Genomic DNA, 19,264 nt, shown 5'->3' with positions numbered 1-19,264 from the left:
TTCAGATTGTTTGTCGCCGCGCGCCCCGCTATAGGGCAGTCAACGATTGATCACAGGAGACTCGTCCATGTCCAACGCGCAGCTGGAAACCGCCATCGAAGCCGCATGGGAGGCACGCGACACGATCACCCCCGCCACTACGGGGGAACAGCGCGACGCCATCGAAGACACGCTGAACGCGCTGGACAGCGGCACCCTGCGGGTGGCCGAGAAACAGGCCGACAACAGCTGGCACGTGAACCAGTGGGCGAAAAAGGCCGTGCTGCTCGGGTTCCGCATCAAGGACATGGAGCAACATGCCGGCGGCCCGCAGAATGGCGGCTGGTGGGACAAGGTCGACAGCAAGTTCGCCGGATGGGGCGACAACCAGTGGAAGGCCGCGGGCTTTCGCGCCGTGCCCAACTGCGTCGTACGCAAATCGGCCTATGTGGCACCGGGCGTGGTCCTGATGCCCTCTTTTGTCAATCTCGGTGCCTATGTCGACGAGGGCACCATGGTCGATACCTGGGCCACGGTCGGCTCGTGCGCGCAGATCGGCAAGAACGTGCACCTGTCGGGCGGCGTTGGTATCGGCGGCGTTCTTGAACCCATGCAGGCCGGCCCCACCATCATCGAGGACAATTGCTTTATCGGCGCGCGCTCGGAAGTGGTCGAGGGCTGTATCGTGCGCGAAGGTTCGGTGCTGGGCATGGGCGTGTTCATCGGCCAATCCACCAAGATCGTCGACCGCGAAACCGGCGAAGTGATGTATGGCGAGGTGCCGCCCTATTCCGTCGTGGTCGCCGGGTCGATGCCGTCCAGGAACAACATCAACCTCTATTGCGCCGTGATCGTGAAACGGGTCGACGCCAAGACACGCTCGAAAACCGGCATCAACGAGCTGCTGCGTGACTGAGAAGCCCGCCAGGAAACCATCGCGCCAGCAGGTTTATACCCTGCTGGTGCAGATCGGTCGCAAATCCGGTGACGGCCTGCCAGAAGACGCCACCGGCGCGGCGCTGATGTGTTTTGCCAGCGGCATCGACGAAGCCGAGGCGGTGCGCGAAACCGTGGCGATCCTGAAACAGGCGGACACCGCGCCGCTGGACGTGACCGGCTATGGCACGCTGGCCGACCGCGAGGCGGCGGGCCACGACATCGACGATGAAGAACGCGCCTTGATGCAGCGGGCATTGGACGAAAACTCGGTTGTCGTGGCACAGATGACCCCGTTTTTCGGCGAGGACGGCTAGGCCCGCGGTTCCCGCCACCGCGAAAAACCGGGCACGGCACGACGATAGGTCTTTGCTTTGTTCACGACCGGGCCTAGCCTGTGCCCATGACCGGCCCCACCATTCACGACAGCACATATTCCTGGCTGCGCCTGCTGATCACGTTGCTGATCGGCATGGTGGCCAATGCGGGCATGTGGGCGGTGGTGGTGGTGATGCCGGGGATCGAGGCCGAATTCGGTGCCGGGCGCGCCGAGGCGTCGCTGCCCTACACGCTGACCATGGTGGGGTTCGCGCTTGGCAACCTGCTGATCGGGCGGCTGGTGGATCGGTTCGGCGTGACCCTTGCCCTGAACGGCGCGGCCCTTGGCATCGCGCTTGGCTATGGGCTTGCGGTGATCGCGCCCGGCATGGTCACGCTGTCGCTGGCGCATCTCGTGCTCGGGCTTGGAACGGCGGTGGGGTTTGGCCCGCTGATTGCCGACATTTCGCATTGGTTCCTCAAGCGGCGCGGCATCGCGGTGGCGCTGGCGGCGAGCGGCAATTACCTCTCCGGGGCGATCTGGCCGACAATGCTGGCCGATGTTCTCGCGGAAAGCGGCTGGCGGCAGGTCTATGTCACGCTGGCCATCGTCACCGTCGTGACGGTTGTCCCGCTCTCGATGCTGTTGCGCCGCCGCCTGCCACAAGAGGCCCATAACGCCGCCGAGGCCGCCTCGGCCCTGCGCGCCCGCAGCGCCGGGTTCAGCCCCCGCGCGCTGCAATACATTCTGGGGTTTGCCGGCATCGCCTGTTGCGTGGCAATGGCCATGCCACAGGTCCATATCGTCGCCTATTGTGTCGGGCTGGGCTATGGGCCGGCGGTCGGGGCCGAAATGCTGTCGCTGATGCTGCTGGGCGGTGTTGTCAGCCGGGTGATCTCCGGAGTCGTCGCCGACCGGCTGGGCGGGGTGAGAACCCTGTTGATCGGGTCCGTCCTGCAATGCATCGCGCTGTTTCTGTACCTGCCCTATGACGGCATGGTGTCGCTTTACATCGTCAGCACCGTGTTCGGGCTGTCGCAGGGCGGCATCGTCCCCAGCTATGCGCTGGTGGTTCGCGAATACATGCCCGCCAAAGAGGCCGGGGCGCGGGTTGGCTTTGTGATCATGATGACGATCTTCGGCATGGCACTGGGCGGCTGGATGTCGGGATGGCTCTACGACCTGACCGGCAGCTACCAGATCGCATTCGTGAACGGCATCCTCTGGAACGGGTTCAACATCGCGATCATGCTGATGCTGCTGTTGCGGTCGCGCCCGCGTTCACGGCGCACCGCGTTGGCCGGATAGACCGCGTAGGATCAGGAACCGGCCTGTCCTCCTGCACTTCCCCCGGCACGTTCACGCGCGAGGCGCATCTGTTTCTGACGCTCGCGAAAACGGGTCTTGTCATCCTCGGAGGTTTCGTCGACGCAATGGTGACAGGACACGCCCGCCTCGTATTCCGGGCGCGTCATGTCTTCGGGCAGGATCGGGCGGCGGCATCCATGGCACAGCGCGTGCGGCCCCTGTTCAAGCCCGTGCCCAACGCTGACGCGGTTGTCGAACACGAAACACTCGCCGTTCCAGGTGCTGTCATCCGCCGGCACCTCTTCGAGGTATTTCAGGATACCGCCCTTGAGGTGATAGACATCCTCGACCCCCTGCCCGAGCAGGTAGTTGGTCGATTTCTCGCACCGTATGCCGCCGGTACAGAACATCGCGATCCGCTTGTTGTGGAACCGGTGCCTGTTCTCTTCCCACCAGGCGGGAAATTCGCCGAATGACCGGGTCTTGGGGTCGACCGCGCCCTCGAATGTACCGATTGCCACCTCGTAATCGTTGCGGGTGTCGATGACCGCGACATCCGGGTTGCGGATCAGATCGTTCCACTCGGCGGGATCGACATAATGCCCCACCCGCGCCTTGGGATCGACATCGGGCTGCCCCATGGTGACGATCTCCTTCTTGAGCCGCACCTTCATGCGTCCAAAGGGCGGCTCAACGCTGCTGGCCTCTTTCCACTCCAGGCCGGCACATCCGGGCAAGGACCGCACATGCGCCAGCACCGCGTCGATCCCTGCGCGCGGCCCCGCGATCGTGCCGTTGATCCCCTCGGCCGCCAACAGCAATGTTCCCGTGACTCCCTGCTCCTGGCACAGCGCCAGCAACGCGGGTTTCAGCGCCGCGGGGTCGGCAAACCGGGTGAAATGATAGAGCGCGGCGATGGTATACATGCGCCGCCAATTAGCCCCGCTTGCCCCATGGCGCAAGGGCTCGGATTGACGCGGCCCGACCCGCCGCATACCCATGACGCAGGATCAAGGAGACATGACATGACCCGCGCCCTTATCGTGATCGACGTGCAAAACGATTTCTGCCCCGGCGGCGCGCTTGCCGTACCGGGCGGTGACGGGATCGTGGGCGGGGTCAACCGGTTGATGGCGGATTTCCCGGCGGTGATCCTGACACAGGACTGGCACCCGGCGGGGCATTCCTCGTTTGCCACGTCCCATGCGGGCAAATCCCCCTATGACACGACCGAAATGCCCTATGGCACCCAGGTTCTGTGGCCCGATCATTGCATCCAGGGCACCAAGGGCGCGCAGTTTCACGCCGACCTGAACACCAACCCCGCCGACATGATCATCCGCAAAGGATGTAATCCCGCGATCGACAGCTATTCCGCGTTCTTTGAAAACGACCGGACCACGCCCACTGGACTTGAGGGCTATCTTCGCACGCGCGGGATCAGCGATCTGACCCTTGTCGGCCTCGCCACCGATTTCTGCGTCAACTACTCGGCGCTGGACGCGGCGCGGCTTGGGTTTGTGGTGACGGTTCAGACCGGCCTCTGCCGCGCCATCGACCTTGACGGTTCGCTTGCGGCCGCGCGCGATGGCATGACCGCCGCAGGTGTCACGCTCACCTGAAGCGCCTAGCTGGCCGGCGGGCGGCGCGGTGGCTGGCGCGAGATCTGCACCGCGAAAATGGCCAGCGTCACGATCAGAACACCCACGATGTCCACCGGCCCCAGCGATTCGCCCAGCAGGATCGCGGCAATTGCCACGCCAAAGACCGGGTTGAGAAAATGAAAGGTCGCCGCCCGCACCGGGCCGACCCGGTCCAGCAACATGAACCAGATCAAGGTCGCCGCCAGCCCCGGCACCAGCGTGGTGTACAGAAAGGCCAGAACCAACGGCGTTGTCAGGTTGATCCGGATATCTTCGAACGCCACCGACGCCACCAGCAGACAGGCCGCGCCAACCAGCATCTGCAACCCGACAACCATCATGAAATTGCCGCCCGACGTCGCGCCGCGCACCGCCAGCGTGGCAAAAGTCAGCGCCAGAACGCCGATGATACACAGCGTCAGGCCATAGAGATCGACACCGGCGGTTATGCGCGAACCCATGATCAGCGCCACGCCCAGGATTCCGGCAATCAGGCCAAGAATGCCCAGCGGGCGCATCCGTTCGCCCAGCAACAGCCAACTGGCAATCGCCAGCAGCAATGGCATGGCCGAGGCGACAATCGCCGCAACGCTGGCCTGAACCGTCTGCATGGCGACAAAATTCAACCCGAGATAAAGCGCGTTCTGGCACACGCCGAACAGGATCGTGGCATACCATTGTTTCCGGCTGAGCCGAAACGGCTGCCCCATCATCCGGGCAATCGCGATCCCGATGACACCGGACAATAGGAACCGCATGGCCAGCGAAAACAGCGGCGACGCGTCCACGACGATAATCCGCGCCGAGGTAAAGGCCGAGGACCACATGAGGGCAAAGGCCAGGCCCATCAAGACCGAACGGAAATCCATCATCGGCCCGCCACCTCCCCCGCCGGTTCCCAGAGTTCGACAGGGTTGCCCTCGGGGTCATGGATACGGGCGAAACGGCCGATTTCGGAATCCCATTCGGTACGGGTTTCAACCGTGATACCCGCCGCCACGAGACTCGCGATCAGCCGCTCCAGGTCATCGACCCGGAAATTCAGCATGACCTGCCGGTCCCGTTCGAAGTAATCCGAGTCACGCGGAAACGGCGCGAACACCGTTGGGCCCGCCTGCTGCATCCACGCCCCGCGGGACAGGTCGACCCCCAGGTGATCGCGGTACCACGCGGCAAGCCTGTCGGGGTCGTCCGCGCGCAGAAAGACGCCGCCGATACCTGTTGCCTGTGCCATCGTGACCATCCCCCTGCCGCGGCCAATGAAAAAGGGCCGCCTCGGGGCGACCCTTTCGGAAATCCTGGCTTGATGCAAGATCAGCCGTTCACGCTGTCCTTGAGCGCCTTGGCGATGGTCATCTTGACGACCTTGTCCGCCTCTTTCTTGAACTGCTCGCCGGTCGCGGGGTTGCGCACCATGCGCTCGGGACGCTCGCGGCAGTAAATCTTGCCAACGCCCGGCAGGGTCACCGCACCGCCGTTCGAAACTTCGCGCGTGATCAGCCCGGTCAGCGCGTCCAGCGCGGCGCCAGCGGATTTCTTGTCAGTATCCATATCCTCGGCCAGCGCGGCGACGAGTTGGGTTTTGGTCATCGGTTTTGACATTGTTTTTGCTCTCCTTCGTCTGCCCGATTTCTTGGGCCTCATGCCGTTTGTTTAACGGTATATAGTGTATAAACACAACGAATAGTGGGACCTGACAAGCTAAAATATGCTGGTTTCAACTGATTTCGGTCGAATTTCCGGGGTCAGAGGAAGGCAGTTTCGTCAAACGAGCGCAATTTCCGGCTGTGCAATCTTTCAAGTGGCATGTTTCTCAGGGATTCCATCGCCCGGATTCCGATGCTCAGATGGCGCGAAACCTGTGTATTATAGAAATCCGACGCCATTCCCGGCAATTTCAATTCGCCGTGCAGCGGTTTGTCGGATACGCAAAGCAGCGTGCCATAGGGCACCCGGAAGCGATACCCGTTGGCGGCAATTGTCGCGCTTTCCATGTCCAGCGCGATGGACCTGCTCTGGCTCAGGCGCTGCACCGGGCCGGACTGATCGCGCAGCTCCCAGTTGCGGTTGTCGATGGTGGCAACGGTGCCCGTGCGCATGATCCGCTTGAGATCGAACCCATCCAGTTTCGTGACCTGCGCCACCGCCTGTTCCAGTGCGATCTGGATCTCGGCCAGCGCCGGGATCGGGGTCCAGACCGGCAGGTCATCGTCAAGCACGTGATCCTCGCGCAGATAGGCATGGGCCAGCACGAAATCACCAAGCGCCTGGCTATTGCGCAAACCGGCACAATGCCCGACCATCAGCCAGGCATGCGGGCGCAGCACGGCGATGTGGTCGGTCGCGGTCTTGGCGTTCGAGGGACCAACCCCGATATTCACCAGCGTGATCCCCGACCCGTCCTTGCGCTTGAGGTGATAGGTCGGCATCTGCGGCAGCTTCAGCGGCTGTTCGATCGGTGCGTCCGGATCGGTGATCTCGACATTATGCGTCGCGACAAAACTGTCGTAACCGCTGTCCGGATCGGCGAGTTGCCGGCGCGCATAGGCTTCGAATTCGGACACGTAGATCTGGTAGTTGGTGAACAGGACATGGTTCTGGAAATGCACCGGGTCCGTGGCCGTGTAATGCGACAGCCGGGCCAGCGAATAATCGACACGCTGCGCGGTAAACAGCGCAAGCGGTCCGGCCCCGTTCACCGCCACATGGGTGCCGTTGACGATGTCGTCATTGGTGGTCGCCAGATCGGGCACATCGAACACGTCGCGCAGGATGAAATCGGCGGCGCCCTGTTGCGGCACCGTCAGGCTGGCATCCTGTGCAACCGCGAAATGCACCGGGATCGGCGTTTCCGACAGGCCGATGGTCACCGGGAGGTCATGGTTGCGGATCAACAGGCCGATCTGCTGGGTCAGGTATTGGCTGAACAGGTCCGGGCGGGTGATCGTCGTGGCATAGGTTCCGGGGGCGGCAATATGCCCAAAGCTCAGCCTGGTGTCGACCTGTGCATAGCTCGTGGTGGTGATCCGCACCTCGGGATAATAGGCCCGTATGCGATGGCTTGGCGCGCCGTTGCGCATCGCGTCGCGGAACTGTGCCGTCAGGAACCCGGTGGCCTCGGCATAAAGCGTACAGAGGCGGGCAACGGCCTCGCCGGCATCGCCATAGTCGCGGGGCTCTGCGGGATCGGGAGTCAGGATGTCACTCACGCAGGGGCCTCCAGCACGTCGATCTTTTCGAACCTGCGCACATCCACCAGGCCAAGATCAGAGATCCGCAGCTCGGGGATCACCACCAGCGCCAGCAGCGAATGCTGCATGTAGGCGTTGTTCAGGGTGCAACCGCAATCGCGCATCGCCTGCATCATGCGTTCGGCGTCCTGTGCCACCTGCTGCGCGGGGCTGTCCGACATCAGGCCGGCAATGGGCAGCCGGACCATGGCCAGTTCGGCGTCGTCGCGAAACACGGTGATGCCACCGCCAACCTCGGCCAGCCGGTTCGCGGCCAGGGCCATCTGTGCCCGGTCGGTGCCGACAACGATCATGTGGTGGCTGTCATGCGCCACGGTCGACGCCATTGCCATGCGCCCGTGATAGCCAAAGCCCGAGACAAACCCGTTGACCACCCCGCCGGTGGCCCGGTGCCGCTCGACCAGGGCGATCTGGCACACATCGCCGTCGCCCTCGACCACGCCGTCGCGCACCGGCAAATCCTCTTGCAGCGCCTTGGTCGGAGCCTGGTTTTCAACAACACCGATCACATTCGCACGGGCGTGGTTGGCCCCCTCGGGTGCGGCGATCTCAAAATCCCCGGCACGCAGCGCATGCCCCAGATGCACCGTGTTGCGCGCCGTATCGGGCCAATCGTAATGCGGGCAATCCACCAGGCAAGTTCCATCGCGCGCCACCACCTGCCCGCGCGCCATGACCAGTTCGATGGGCAGTTCCGAGAGGTCGGAACTCAGGATCACATCCGCCCGCCGACCCGGCGTGATCGAACCGATCTCGCGCTCGAGCCCGAAATGTGTGGCGGTGTTCAGGGTCGCCATCTGAAGGGCAACCACCGGGTCACAGCCACAGGCAATCGCGTGCCGCACCACCCGGTTCATGTGCCCCTCATTCACCAGCGTGCCTGAATGGCAATCGTCGGTACAAAGAATAAAGCCGCGTGCATCCAGCCCCTTTTCGGTGATCGCGGTGATCTGTTTTTCAACGTCATACCACGCGCTGCCCAGCCGCATCATCGAGCGCATCCCCTGGCGCACGCGGGCGATCGCGTCGGCCTCGCAGGTGCCTTCGTGATCATCCGCCGGACCGCCCGCCACGTAGGCCGCGAAATCGGGGCCCAGATCGGGCGAGGCATAATGCCCGCCCACGGTCTTGCCGGCGCGTTGGGTCGCGGCGATCTCGGCCAGCATCTTGGGGTCCGCATTGGCAACCCCGGGGAAATTCATCATCTCGCCCAGCCCGATGATGCCCGGCCATTGCATCGCCTCGGCGACGTCCTCGGGGGAAATCTCGTGTCCGGTTGTCTCAAGCCCCGGAGCCGACGGCGCGCAGGATGGCATCTGGGTAAAGATGTTCACCGGCTGCATCAGCGCCTCGTCATGCATCATCCGCACCCCGGCAAGGCCCAGCACATTGGCGATCTCGTGGGGGTCGGTGAACATGCTGGTGGTGCCGTGGGGAATCACCGCCCGCGAAAACTCGGCCGGGGTCAGCATGCCGCTTTCGATATGCATATGGGCATCGCACAGGCCGGGAATCATGAACCGCCCCCGCGCCTCGATCACCTGTGTGTCGGTGCCGATGCAATAGCTGGCATCCGGCGTGACACAGGCAATGCGACCGTGTGAAATGGCGATGTCGTGATCGCCCAAAAGCTCGCGGCTGTGCACGTTGACCCAGGTACCACCGCGAATGACCGTGTCGGCCGGGGCACGGCACGCAGCAACGGCGATAAGGTCGGCGGCCACATCCGGCCAAGAGGGAAACATGGTCTGGGTCATGGCGCAATTGTCATGATTGCCTCGGCGGGTGCAACCCCCGAGGGTGCGTTTCAGGCACAGCGCGCGCTTGCCAGGCGGGCATTTTTGCGAAAGGTTCTTGCACATGGATTACGAAACCGTATCGGCAGAGGATTTCGGGCGCGGCCTGCGGGGCATCGGGCTGAACATTCTGGTGTGTGACGTGCCGGCCCAGTGCCGGTTTCTGGCCACCGTGTTTGACATGGCCGCGCACCGGGTCAGCGCCGATTTCGCCATTGTCACCTATGGCGCGCAGGTGTTTCAACTGCACAGCGACGGCACCTATCACGCCAACCCGCTGCTTGGCCTGTTGCCCGAAAACCCGCCACGCGGCGCGGGGGTCGAGATACGGCTATACGACACCGACCCGGACCACGCCGCCAAACGCGCCGCCGATGCCGGGCATGTCGTGCTGCAAGACCCCGCCGACAAACCGCACGGGCTGCGCGAAGCCTATATTCTCTGTGACAACGGTTACGCCTGGGTGCCCAGCAGACCGCTCTGATCGGCGGCCATCTCGGTGCGGAGCCAGGACGCAAAGGCCACCGTTCTGGGCGAGTGTTCGGCCTGTGGCGACAGGATCAGGTAATAGGCTTCCTGCATCGGCGCGCGATGTCCGAACGGCGCCACCAGCTGCCCCGCCCGGATCAGGTCGCCCGCGATCGCATCATGCGCCAGCGCCAGCCCGCCCCCGGCGCGGGCTATCGACAGGGTCAGCGTAAAGGTGTTTGCATAGGTCACCTGCGGGTCGGGCCAGGGCAGGTTCTGGTCCTCGGCCCAGGCGGTCCAGTTGCACAGCAGGTTGGAACAATCATAAAGCGGCTGCATCGCCAGGTCAGAGAGCGTCACCGGATAGCCCGGCGCGCAGACCGGGTAATAGTGATCGCTGCGCAGCAATTCCGCCCGGATCGAATCCGCCGGACGCAGGGAAAAGCGGATCTCCACGTCGACCCCTTCGGTCATCCCCGGCGGCTCCCACAACTCGGTCGACAGGTTCAGCTGCACCTCGGGATGCGCGGCGCGGAACCGGGCAAGCCGGGGGGCCAGCCAATGCACGGAAAAGGTCAGGTTGGCCTGTACCTGCACCACGTCCTGATCGGTGCCGGTGATTGCGCGCGTCCCCCGCACCAGGGTGCGAAACGCATCGCGCACCACCGGCAGATAGGTCATCCCGCTTTCGGTCAGTTCGAGCGCGCGGGGCCGGCGGTGAAACAGCGGGCGGCCCAGATAGGCCTCGAGCGACTTGATCTGCTGGCTGACCGCACTCTGGGTCATGTTCAGATCGCGCGCGGCACCGGTAAAGGACAGGTTGCGCGCCGCCGCCTCGAACGTACGCAGCCAGCCCAGGGGAGGGAGCGGAGCTTGCATGCTATAATCTTGCCATAAGCCATGCTAATGCGGAAGGGTCGATTTTTTCGTTCGATTTCCCGTGGCAACGCGGGCAAAATCCGACCTGACCGGAGGACCCCAATCATGACCGTCACCACATTGCGACCGAACATGGGTCATTGGCAGGAGCGCGTCGATCTCGCCGCCGCCTTTCGATGGACCGCCCGCCTGAACATGCATGAAGGCGTGTCCAACCACTTTTCCATGGCCATCAATGACGAAGGCACCCGGTTCCTGATGAATCGCAACCAGGTGCATTTCAGCCGCATCCGCGCCAGCGACCTGCTGGAACTGGACGCCAATGATCCCGACGCGCTCAGCGGGCCGGACGCGCCCGACGAAACCGCGTGGGGCCTGCATGGCGGTCTGCACCGGCTCTGCCCGCATGCGCGCTGTGCGATGCATGTGCATTCGATCCATGCCACCGTGCTGGCCAGTCTCGCGGACAGCCGGCTGCTGCCCATCGATCAGAACTGCGCCACGTTCTTCAACCGCTACGTGATCGACGACGGCTATGGCGGCTTGGCCTTTGGCGACGAGGGCGAACGCTGTGCCGCGCTGCTGACCGACCCGAAATGCAAGGTCATGATCATGGGCAACCACGGGATCATGATCATCGGAGATACCGTCGCGGACACGTTCAACCGGATGTATTTCTTTGAGCGCGCCGCCGAAACCTATATCCGCGCGCTTCAGACCGGACAGCCGCTGCGGGTGTTGCCCGACGACATCGCGGAAAAGACCGCGCGCGAGCTCGAGGAGTACCCGGAACAGGCGGAACGGCATCTTTCGGAACTCAAGGCGATCCTTGATTTCGAAGGTTCGGATTACGCCAGCTAACCCACCCCGCCCCGGAACCAGCAACAGGACCAGCCGCGCCATCGCCACGCGGGTGGTGTCGGCGGGTGCGCGGTCACATCCCAGAAAAGCGAGGCAAGATGCAATACGGTTTGACGCAGGAACAGGAGATGATCGTCTCGACGGTGCGGGCCTTTGTCGAGAAAGAGATCTATCCCCATGAAGAGCTGGTCGAGCGCACCGGCAACGTGCCCGACGAGATCGCCCAGGATATCAAGCGCAAGACCCGGGAATTGGGGTTCTATGCCTGCAATTTCCCCGAGAGCGTCGGCTGTGCCGGGCTGAACCACATGGAATTTGCCCTGGTGGAGCGGGAATTGGGGCGCGGGTCGATGGCGCTCAATCATTTTTTCGGGCGCCCGCAGAACATCCTTATGGCCTGTGAAGGCGAGCAGGTCGAACGCTACCTGATGCCGGCGGTGCGCGGCGACCGCATGGATGCGCTGGCGATGACCGAACCGGGCGCGGGGTCGGATGTGCGCGGCATGAAATGTGCCGCGATCCGCGAGGGTGGCGACTGGGTGGTCAATGGCACCAAGCATTTCATCTCGGGGGCGGAACACGCGGATTTCATCATCGTATTCATCGCCACAGGCGAGGATCAGACGCCAAAAGGGCCAAAAAAGCGTATCACCGCCTTTCTGGTCGATCGCGGCACGCCGGGGTTTACCATCCGGGATGGCTATAAATCGGTCTCTCATCGTGGCTACAAGAACATGATCCTGGAATTCGACGATTGCCGCCTGCCCGATGCGCAGGTGTTGGGCGAGGTCGATGGCGGGTTCGCGGTGATGAACACCTGGCTCTACGCCACGCGCATCACCGTGGCCGCGATGTCGGTCGGGCGGGCGCGGCGGGTGTTCGACTATGCGCTGGACTATGCGGCGACGCGGGAGCAGTTCGGCCAGAAGATCGGCAAGTTCCAGGGCGTGTCGTTCCAGATCGCCGACATGATCACCGAGATCGACGCCGCCGACCTGCTGACGCTGGCCGCCGCCGACCGGCTGGACAAGGGACTGCCCGCCAATCGCGAGATCGCCAGTGCCAAGCTTTATGCAAGCGAAATGCTGGCCCGTGTCACCGACGCGGCGATCCAGGTTCACGGGGGCATGGGGTTGATGGATGATTATCCGCTGGAACGGTTCTGGCGGGACGCGCGAGTCGAGCGGATCTGGGACGGAACCAGTGAGGTCCAGCGCCATATCATCAGCCGCGACCTGTTGCGGGCCCTGGGCGCGTGACGTTGTTTCGAATGGGCAAGGCCCATCCGACCGGTGCGAGGGGCCAGCCCCTCGCGCTCCCCGGGATATTTTCAGCAGGAAAAAGGGGGGACGACCGGATGATCGCCCCCCGGTTGGAAAGAGCATGCTCTTTTCCCTGCACGGTCATCGGCGTCCCCGCCTGTACCGTTTCGCCAGATTGGCGGCGATGGGTTAACAAAATGTGGCCACGGGCGTGGCCCGCGGGCGGGGGGTCTGTCGATGGCGCGTGATCTGGCGCGGATGCTGTCGCCGCGCGGGATTGCGGTGATCGGCGGCGGGAGCTGGTGCGATTCGATCATCGGCGCGGCACGGCGCATCGGGTTTGACGGGACAATCGTGCCGGTGCATCCAGACCGGCGCGAGATTGCCGGGTTGCGTGCAGTGCCCTCGGTGGCCGATTGCCCGGTGCCGGTTGACGCGGCCTTTGTCGGGGTGAATCGCCATGCCACCATCGACATCGTTTCGGAGTTGGCGCGGTTGGGAAGCGGTGGCGCGGTGTGTTTTGCGTCGGGCTTTACCGAAGCGGCGACCGAGGATGCCGATGGCGCGGACTTGCAGGCACGGTTGATTGCGGCGGCCGGTGACATGCCGGTGCTGGGGCCGAATTGTTACGGTTTTGTCAACGCGCTGGACCGTGCGGCGATCTGGCCGGATCAGCATGGCATGCAGCCGGTCGGGCGTGGCGTTGCGATCCTGACGCAATCGTCGAACATCGCGATCAACATGACCATGCAACAACGCGCGCTGCCGATTGCCTATATGGTGACCTGCGGGAACATGGCGCAAACCAGCCAGGCCGAGATCGCCGCCGCGTTGCTGGACGATGATCGGGTCACCGCGCTCGGGCTGCATATCGAGGGGTTCGGCGATCTGCGCGGTTGGGAGCTGCTGGCGCAGAAGGCCCGTCGGCGCGGGGTGCCGCTGGTGGCGCTCAAGGTGGGCAGGTCGGCACAGGCGCAACGGGCGGCGGTGTCGCACACGGCATCGCTTGCCGGGAGCGATGCGGGGGCGCAGGCGTTGCTGGACCGGTTGGGGATTGCCCGGGTCGACACGGTGCCAGAGTTCCTGGAGACGCTGAAGCTGTTGCATGGCGTGGGACCGCTAGCGTCAAGGCGGATCGCGTCGATCAGCTGTTCCGGCGGCGAGGCGAGTCTGATCGCGGATATGGCGCTCGGGCTTGACCTGGAATTTCCCCCGCTTGCAGACCGCCAGACCGCGGCCCTGAGAGCCGCTCTCGGACCGATGGTCGCACTGGCCAACCCGTTGGATTATCATACCTATATCTGGCGCGACACCGATGCGATGGCGCGGGCCTGGGCGGCGATGGCCGAGGGCGATGTCGGTCTGACCATGAGCATCGTCGACTATCCGCATACGGATGCCAGCGACTGGGCCTGTGCGACCGAGGCGGCAATAGCGGCCCGGGCCCGCACCGGCGCGCCCTTTGCCGTCGTGGCGAGCATGGCGGAACTGATGCCATTGGCGACGGCCGAGCGGCTGATGGCGCATGGGGTGGTGCCGTTCTCAGGCCTGGCGGAAGCGCTGGCGGCGGTGCAGGCGGCAGCGCGGGTGGGCGGACCGGATCCGCTCCCGTTGTTGTTGCCCGGGGGAGGTACGGTCGATACCTTGCTGAGCGAAGCGGAGGCCAAGGCGGCACTGCACCACCACGGTCTGTCGGTCCCGTCGTATCGCACGGTGGCCGGTCGTGACGCGGTGGCCGCGGCAAGCGGTGATCTGCGCCCGCCCTTTGTGCTCAAGGGAGTCGGGCTGGCGCATAAGTCGGAGCATGGGGCGGTGCGTCTTGGGCTGGCGCGCGAGCAGCTGGCACAGGCGGCGCAAGACATCGGCACCGACACGTTCCTGATCGAAGAGATGATCGCGGATGGTGTGGCCGAACTGCTGATTGGCGTGTTGCGCGACGAGGCGCATGGCTATGTGCTGACGCTTGGCGCCGGCGGCATCCTGACCGAATTGCTGCGCGACACGGTTTCGCTGCTGTTGCCGGTCTCCGAAATACAGGTCCGCCAGGCGCTTGACCGGCTTGCCATCGCGCCGTTGCTCGCCGGGTATCGGGGCAAGCCCGCCGCCGACATGGGCGCGATCCTGCGCGCGGTGATGGCGGTGCAGGACTATGTGGTTGCCAATGCCGACTGCGTTGGTGAAGTTGAAATCAACCCGCTGATCTGCACGCCTGACCGTGCGGTTGCGGTGGACGCGCTGATCCGAAAGGCCAAGACATGACGACATCCCCGATTTCCACCTCGCGCGAGGGCGCCGTGCTTATGGTGACGCTGGACCGGCCCAAGGCCAACGCCATTGACCTGGCGACCAGCCGCATCATGGGCGAGGTGTTTCGCGATTACCGCGACGACCCGGACCTGCGGGTGGCGGTCCTGACCGCGGCGGGGAACAAGTTCTTTTGCCCCGGATGGGACTTGAAGGCCGCCGCCGACGGGGACGCAGTGGATGGCGATTACGGCGTTGGCGGGTTCGGCGGGTTGCAGGAACTGCGTGGCATGAACAAGCCGGTGATCGCGGCGGTCAACGGCATTGCCTGTGGCGGCGGGCTGGAACTGGCGCTGAGCGCGGACATGATCCTGGCGGCGGATCATGCCACCTTTGCGCTGCCGGAAATCCGCTCGGGCACCGTCGCGGATGCGGCGAGTGTCAAGCTGCCCAAGCGCATTCCCTATCACATCGCGATGGAGCTGCTGCTGACCGGGCGCTGGTTCGATGCCGAAGAAGGGCACCGCTGGGGGCTGGTGAACGAGGTGGTGCCCGCGGGCAAGCTGGTGGAGCGGGCCATGGAACTGGCGCAGCTGATCGCGAGCGGGCCGCCGCTGGTCTATGCGGCGATCAAGGAAATCGTGCGCGATGCCGAGGATTCCAAATTCCAGGACGCGATGAACCGTATCACCCAGCGGCAATTGCCAAGCGTCGACGTGCTGTATTCATCTGAAGACCAGCTGGAGGGCGCGCGCGCCTTTGCCGAAAAGCGCGACCCGGTCTGGAAAGGACGGTAGGGCGCTCAGGTCTTTTCAAACACCGCGATCAACGCCAGGTCGTCGCGGTGTTCACCGGCTGCGAGATCGCCGTAAATCCGCGTTTCCTGCAACGACAACGCCTGGATCCGCGTATCTGCGAGCTGATCCAGCCTGGCGGCAAAGCCCGCGGAATCGTAATGTCTGGCGTTGATGGACAGCGCGAATTGCGCGCCATGCCGGGCCACCCGCAGCAGCCCGTCAATCGCGTCCGGCCCCACGTGACCGGTGGTGAATGTGCCCGATGACACGATACCGGAATAGCTCTCGCGCGGAACCGGAATGCCAAGGTTCAGATCGGCCTCGATGGCATCGCGATAGATGTCCTTGCGCATCGCCTGCTCCAGCATCTCGGCGCTGATGTCGGTGGCGTCGATCGGGCCGACGCCCAGATCGGCCAGGACCGCCCCACACAGCCCGGTGCCCGCGCCCACATCCAGAACCGGCCCCTGTCCGCCCGCCGCGACAAAGGCGCGCGCGGTATGGATGTGCAGCTGGTAATCCTCGCGTGCGGCAAAGGACTGATCATAGTTGCCGGCCCATTCCGCGTAGAGACGCCGGGAATCTTGTGGCGTGCTCAGCGCATAGGCAGCCTTCAGGTCGGGTGCGTCATCGTTCATCATTCCATGAAAGGCACAACCGGGATTCGAATCAAGTGCGGCCTTGCGGCCCTTGCATCCCAACAGGCGGCGTATCATCAAGGAGCAATGACCGGTACATTACTTTCCATGGGCCACGGCTATACCGCGCGCGCCCTGTCACGGCGGCTGGTTCCGATGGGCTGGCGCGTCATCGGCACCACGCGCGACCGGGACCAGCTTGACGATATCCGCCAATCGGGGGCCGAACCGGTGCTCTGGCCCGGTGACATGCCGCCGCTAGACGCGGCGACACATCTGTTGATTTCCACGGCACCGACCGATGACGGCGATCCGGTTCTGCACGCGTTCGGCCAGGAAATCGCCCGGCGGGCGCGGCAATTCCGCTGGGTTGGCTACCTGTCCACCACGGCGGTTTACGGCGATCATGACGGCGCATGGGTCGACGAGGCCACGCCCGCAACCCCGGCGTCAAAACGTGGCCGGCTCAGGGTGCGGGCCGAAGAGCAATGGTCCGCAATCCCCGGCCTGCCGCTGCATATCTTTCGCCTTGCGGGGATCTATGGCCCCGGACGCGGGCCGTTCTCCAAGCTGAAGCGCGGCGGGCTGCGCCGGATCATCAAACCGGGCCAGGTGTTTTCGCGCATCCATGTGGACGATATCGCCACGGTTCTTGCCGCATCGATGCAACGTCCCGACCCCGGCGCGACCTATAATGTCTGCGACGACGAGCCGGTGCCGCCACAGGATGTCATCGCCTATGCCGCCGAACTCCAGGGCCTGCCGCTGCCGCCGGCGGTGCCCTTCGAAGCCGCCGACCTGACCCCGATGGCGCGCAGTTTCTACAGTGAAAACAAGCGGGTGCGGAATGACCGGATCAAGCGGGACCTTGGCATAACGCTGCGCTATCCGAACTATCGCGCCGGGCTTGAGGCTCTGCACGACACCTGATCAGGCGCGTTGTTCGCCGATGCTGGCGACGCCCATGACCGCAAGCACCCTGGCTTCGATCTGGGCCGCGCCCATGCCGGCAACCCTGTACATGTCCGCCGGGCCGGCCTGGTCGATGAACGTGTCAGGCAGCACCATCGAGCGGAATTTCAACCCGTCGTCGAACACGGCCTCATCGGCGAGCAATTGCGCCACATGGCTGCCAAAGCCCCCCACGGCTCCCTCTTCGATGGTGATCAGCGCCTCGTGATCGCGCGCCAGCGAGAGGATCATGTCACGGTCCAACGGCTTGGCAAAACGGGCATCGGCCACGGTTGGCCGGATGCCCTTTGACGCCAGCGCCTCGGCGGCCTGCTGCACCTCGGCCAGACGCGCCCCAAAGGACAGGAGCGCGACGCGCTTGCCCTGCTGGATCATCCGGCCTTTGCCGATCACAAGCGGCTCACCCTGCTCAGGCAGTTCGACGCCCACACCCTCGCCGCGCGGGAAGCGAAAGGCGATGGGACCGTCATCATGGGCCGCCGCCGTCGCGACCATGTGTTTCAGTTCGGCCTCGTCCGCCGCCGCCATCACCGTGAACCCGGGCAGGTTCGCCAGGAACGCGATGTCAAAGCTGCCCGCATGGGTGGCGCCATCGGCACCGACCAGACCGGCCCTGTCGATGGCAAAGCGCACCGGCAGGCGTTGAATCGCCACGTCATGCACCACCTGATCATAGCCGCGTTGCAGGAAGGTCGAATAGATCGCACAGAAGGGTTTCATCCCTCCCGCCGCCAGCGCCGCGGAAAATGTGACCGCATGTTGCTCGGCGATCCCCACGTCGAAACAGCGGCTGGGAAAGCGTTCGGCAAACAGGTTCAGCCCGGTTCCATCCGGCATCGCGGCGGTGACGGCGACGATCTTGTCATCCGCCTTGGCCATGTCGGTCAGCGTCTTGCCGAACACGCTGGTATAGCTGGGCGCGTTGGACGGGGCCTTTTTCTGCTCGCCGGTCACGACATCGAACTTGGCGGTGGCGTGCCCCTTGTCCTGGGCCCGTTCGGCGGGCGCATAGCCCTTGCCCTTGCGGGTCAGAACATGGATCAGGATCGGCCCCCGCGCCCGCGCCTTGACCGTGCGCAGCACCGGCAAGAGCTGGTCCATGTCATGCCCGTCAATCGGCCCGACATAGGAAAATCCGAGCTGTTCGAACAGGGTGCCGCCCACCGCCATGCCCTTGAGTACATCCTTGGCGCGCTTGGCCCCTTCGCGGAACGGTTCCGGCAACAGCGACACCGCCCCCTTGGCCGCCGCCTTGAGTTCCTGAAAAGGTTCCTCGGCATAGAGCCGCGACAGGTATGACGACAGCGCCCCCACCGGCGGCGCGATGCTCATCTCGTTGTCGTTCAGGATCACGATCAGGCGCTTGTTCAGGTGGCCCGCGTTGTTCATCGCCTCGAATGCCATGCCGGCGCTCATCGCGCCATCGCCGATCACCGCGATCGCATCGCCCAGACCTTCGGGCGTGACGCCGCCCAGATCGCGCGCCACGGCAAAGCCGAGCGCGGCGCTGATCGAGGTGCTGGAATGCGCGGCTCCAAAGGGGTCATAGGGCGACTCGCTGCGCTTGGTGAACCCGCTCAGCCCGTCTTTCATCCGCAGCGTGCGGATGCGGTCGCGCCGTTCCGTCAGGATCTTGTGCGGATAGCACTGATGCCCCACGTCCCAGATGATCTTGTCACGTGGCGTATCGAACACCGCGTGCAGCGCCACGGTCAGTTCGACAACCCCCAGCCCCGCGCCAAGATGCCCGCCGGTTACGGATACCGCCGAGATGGTTTCGGCGCGCAGTTCGTCGGCAACCTGACCCAGTTCCGCATCGCTGAACTGCTTCAGCTCTGCGGGACGGGTCACTCCGTCCAGCAAGGGCGTCTTTGGTCGGTCTGCCATATGCCGCCTCCCTGCGGGGCTGTT

Annotated in this window: 19 protein-coding genes; 10 read left to right on the top strand and 9 right to left on the bottom strand. The window is 64.3% G+C overall.

Annotated features, from left to right (window positions below; all coding sequences use genetic code 11):
• Positions 1-67: 67 nt before the first annotated feature.
• The 3 genes from dapD (at position 68) to ACP15R_RS20740 (ending at position 2,542) form a co-directional block, all read left to right on the top strand.
• Entirely contained in the window at positions 68-895 is an 828-nt protein-coding gene (gene dapD, locus ACP15R_RS20750) for a 2,3,4,5-tetrahydropyridine-2,6-dicarboxylate N-succinyltransferase (RefSeq protein WP_424987975.1), read from the top strand.
• Entirely contained in the window at positions 888-1,232 is a 345-nt protein-coding gene (locus tag ACP15R_RS20745; RefSeq protein ID WP_424987974.1) for a hypothetical protein, read from the top strand. The genes dapD and ACP15R_RS20745 overlap by 8 nt, the downstream gene beginning before the upstream one ends.
• 86 nt (positions 1,233-1,318) lie before the next feature.
• Positions 1,319-2,542: a CynX/NimT family MFS transporter gene (locus ACP15R_RS20740; protein WP_424987973.1), complete on the top strand. Its 1,224-nt coding sequence runs from the start codon at positions 1,319-1,321 to the stop codon at positions 2,540-2,542.
• A gap of 11 nt (positions 2,543-2,553) precedes the next feature.
• Here ACP15R_RS20740 and ACP15R_RS20735 read toward each other — a convergent pair whose 3' ends face one another.
• Positions 2,554-3,468, bottom strand: coding sequence for a rhodanese-related sulfurtransferase (locus tag ACP15R_RS20735; RefSeq protein WP_424987971.1), 915 nt, complete (start codon positions 3,466-3,468; stop codon positions 2,554-2,556).
• A gap of 99 nt (positions 3,469-3,567) precedes the next feature.
• On the opposite strand from ACP15R_RS20735, the gene pncA reads away from it, so the two are divergent.
• Positions 3,568-4,164, top strand: a complete 597-nt coding sequence (pncA, locus tag ACP15R_RS20730; RefSeq protein ID WP_424987970.1) for a bifunctional nicotinamidase/pyrazinamidase — start codon at positions 3,568-3,570, stop codon at positions 4,162-4,164.
• 5 nt (positions 4,165-4,169) lie between these two features.
• Here the strand turns inward: pncA and ACP15R_RS20725 are convergent, their stop codons facing one another.
• From ACP15R_RS20725 to ade, 5 genes are all read right to left on the bottom strand, one after another.
• The gene (locus ACP15R_RS20725; protein ID WP_424987969.1) at positions 4,170-5,057 is read right to left on the bottom strand and encodes a DMT family transporter; all 888 of its coding nucleotides are present in this window, start codon (positions 5,055-5,057) and stop codon (positions 4,170-4,172) included.
• On the bottom strand, positions 5,054-5,419 hold the full coding sequence (locus tag ACP15R_RS20720) for a VOC family protein (protein ID WP_424987968.1): 366 nt from the start codon (positions 5,417-5,419) through the stop codon (positions 5,054-5,056). The genes ACP15R_RS20725 and ACP15R_RS20720 overlap by 4 nt, the downstream gene beginning before the upstream one ends.
• 80 nt (positions 5,420-5,499) lie before the next feature.
• Complete coding sequence (locus ACP15R_RS20715) at positions 5,500-5,787, bottom strand: HU family DNA-binding protein (protein ID WP_424987967.1); 288 nt, start codon at positions 5,785-5,787, stop codon at positions 5,500-5,502.
• Positions 5,788-5,930: 143 nt separating this feature from the next.
• Positions 5,931-7,394 carry an AMP nucleosidase gene (locus ACP15R_RS20710; protein ID WP_424987966.1) on the bottom strand — a complete coding sequence of 488 codons (1,464 nt, stop codon included), beginning with the start codon at positions 7,392-7,394 and terminating at the stop codon, positions 5,931-5,933.
• Positions 7,391-9,193, bottom strand: coding sequence for an adenine deaminase (gene ade / locus ACP15R_RS20705; RefSeq protein WP_424987965.1), 1,803 nt, complete (start codon positions 9,191-9,193; stop codon positions 7,391-7,393). Before ade ends, ACP15R_RS20710 begins: the two co-directional genes overlap by 4 nt.
• Positions 9,194-9,296: 103 nt before the next feature.
• On the opposite strand from ade, the gene ACP15R_RS20700 reads away from it, so the two are divergent.
• Positions 9,297-9,716 carry a hypothetical protein gene (locus tag ACP15R_RS20700; protein WP_424987964.1) on the top strand — a complete coding sequence of 140 codons (420 nt, stop codon included), beginning with the start codon at positions 9,297-9,299 and terminating at the stop codon, positions 9,714-9,716.
• Here the strand turns inward: ACP15R_RS20700 and ACP15R_RS20695 are convergent.
• Entirely contained in the window at positions 9,686-10,579 is an 894-nt protein-coding gene (locus tag ACP15R_RS20695) for a LysR substrate-binding domain-containing protein (protein WP_424987963.1), read from the bottom strand. The genes ACP15R_RS20700 and ACP15R_RS20695 overlap by 31 nt on opposite strands.
• 105 nt (positions 10,580-10,684) lie before the next feature.
• Here ACP15R_RS20695 and ACP15R_RS20690 point away from each other — a divergent pair, with 105 nt between their 5' ends.
• The 4 genes from ACP15R_RS20690 to ACP15R_RS20675 all read left to right on the top strand — a co-directional run bounded on the left by ACP15R_RS20690 (position 10,685) and on the right by ACP15R_RS20675 (position 15,743).
• Positions 10,685-11,440: a class II aldolase and adducin N-terminal domain-containing protein gene (locus ACP15R_RS20690; RefSeq protein ID WP_424987962.1), complete on the top strand. Its 756-nt coding sequence runs from the start codon at positions 10,685-10,687 to the stop codon at positions 11,438-11,440.
• A 98-nt stretch (positions 11,441-11,538) separates the two neighbouring features.
• Positions 11,539-12,699, top strand: coding sequence for an acyl-CoA dehydrogenase family protein (locus ACP15R_RS20685; RefSeq protein WP_424987961.1), 1,161 nt, complete (start codon positions 11,539-11,541; stop codon positions 12,697-12,699).
• A gap of 240 nt (positions 12,700-12,939) precedes the next feature.
• Positions 12,940-14,961 carry an acetate--CoA ligase family protein gene (locus tag ACP15R_RS20680; protein WP_424987960.1) on the top strand — a complete coding sequence of 674 codons (2,022 nt, stop codon included), beginning with the start codon at positions 12,940-12,942 and terminating at the stop codon, positions 14,959-14,961.
• Positions 14,958-15,743 (top strand): carnitinyl-CoA dehydratase, encoded by a 786-nt coding sequence (locus ACP15R_RS20675; RefSeq protein ID WP_424987959.1) that lies wholly within the window; start codon positions 14,958-14,960, stop codon positions 15,741-15,743. The genes ACP15R_RS20680 and ACP15R_RS20675 overlap by 4 nt, the downstream gene beginning before the upstream one ends.
• Positions 15,744-15,748: 5 nt before the next feature.
• On the opposite strand, the gene ACP15R_RS20670 is transcribed toward ACP15R_RS20675, so the two are convergent.
• The gene (locus ACP15R_RS20670) at positions 15,749-16,381 is read right to left on the bottom strand and encodes a class I SAM-dependent DNA methyltransferase (RefSeq protein WP_424987958.1); all 633 of its coding nucleotides are present in this window, start codon (positions 16,379-16,381) and stop codon (positions 15,749-15,751) included.
• A gap of 87 nt (positions 16,382-16,468) precedes the next feature.
• Between ACP15R_RS20670 and ACP15R_RS20665 the strand changes: the two genes are divergently transcribed.
• Entirely contained in the window at positions 16,469-17,311 is an 843-nt protein-coding gene (locus ACP15R_RS20665; RefSeq protein ID WP_424987957.1) for an SDR family oxidoreductase, read from the top strand.
• Here the strand turns inward: ACP15R_RS20665 and dxs are convergent, their stop codons facing one another.
• Positions 17,312-19,240, bottom strand: coding sequence for a 1-deoxy-D-xylulose-5-phosphate synthase (gene dxs, locus ACP15R_RS20660; protein ID WP_424987956.1), 1,929 nt, complete (start codon positions 19,238-19,240; stop codon positions 17,312-17,314). It lies immediately after the preceding gene.
• Positions 19,241-19,264 lie beyond the last annotated feature (24 nt).

This window comes from Microbulbifer sp. S227A (genome assembly GCF_049800935.1).
This window is presented reverse-complemented; position numbering and strand designations above follow the sequence as displayed.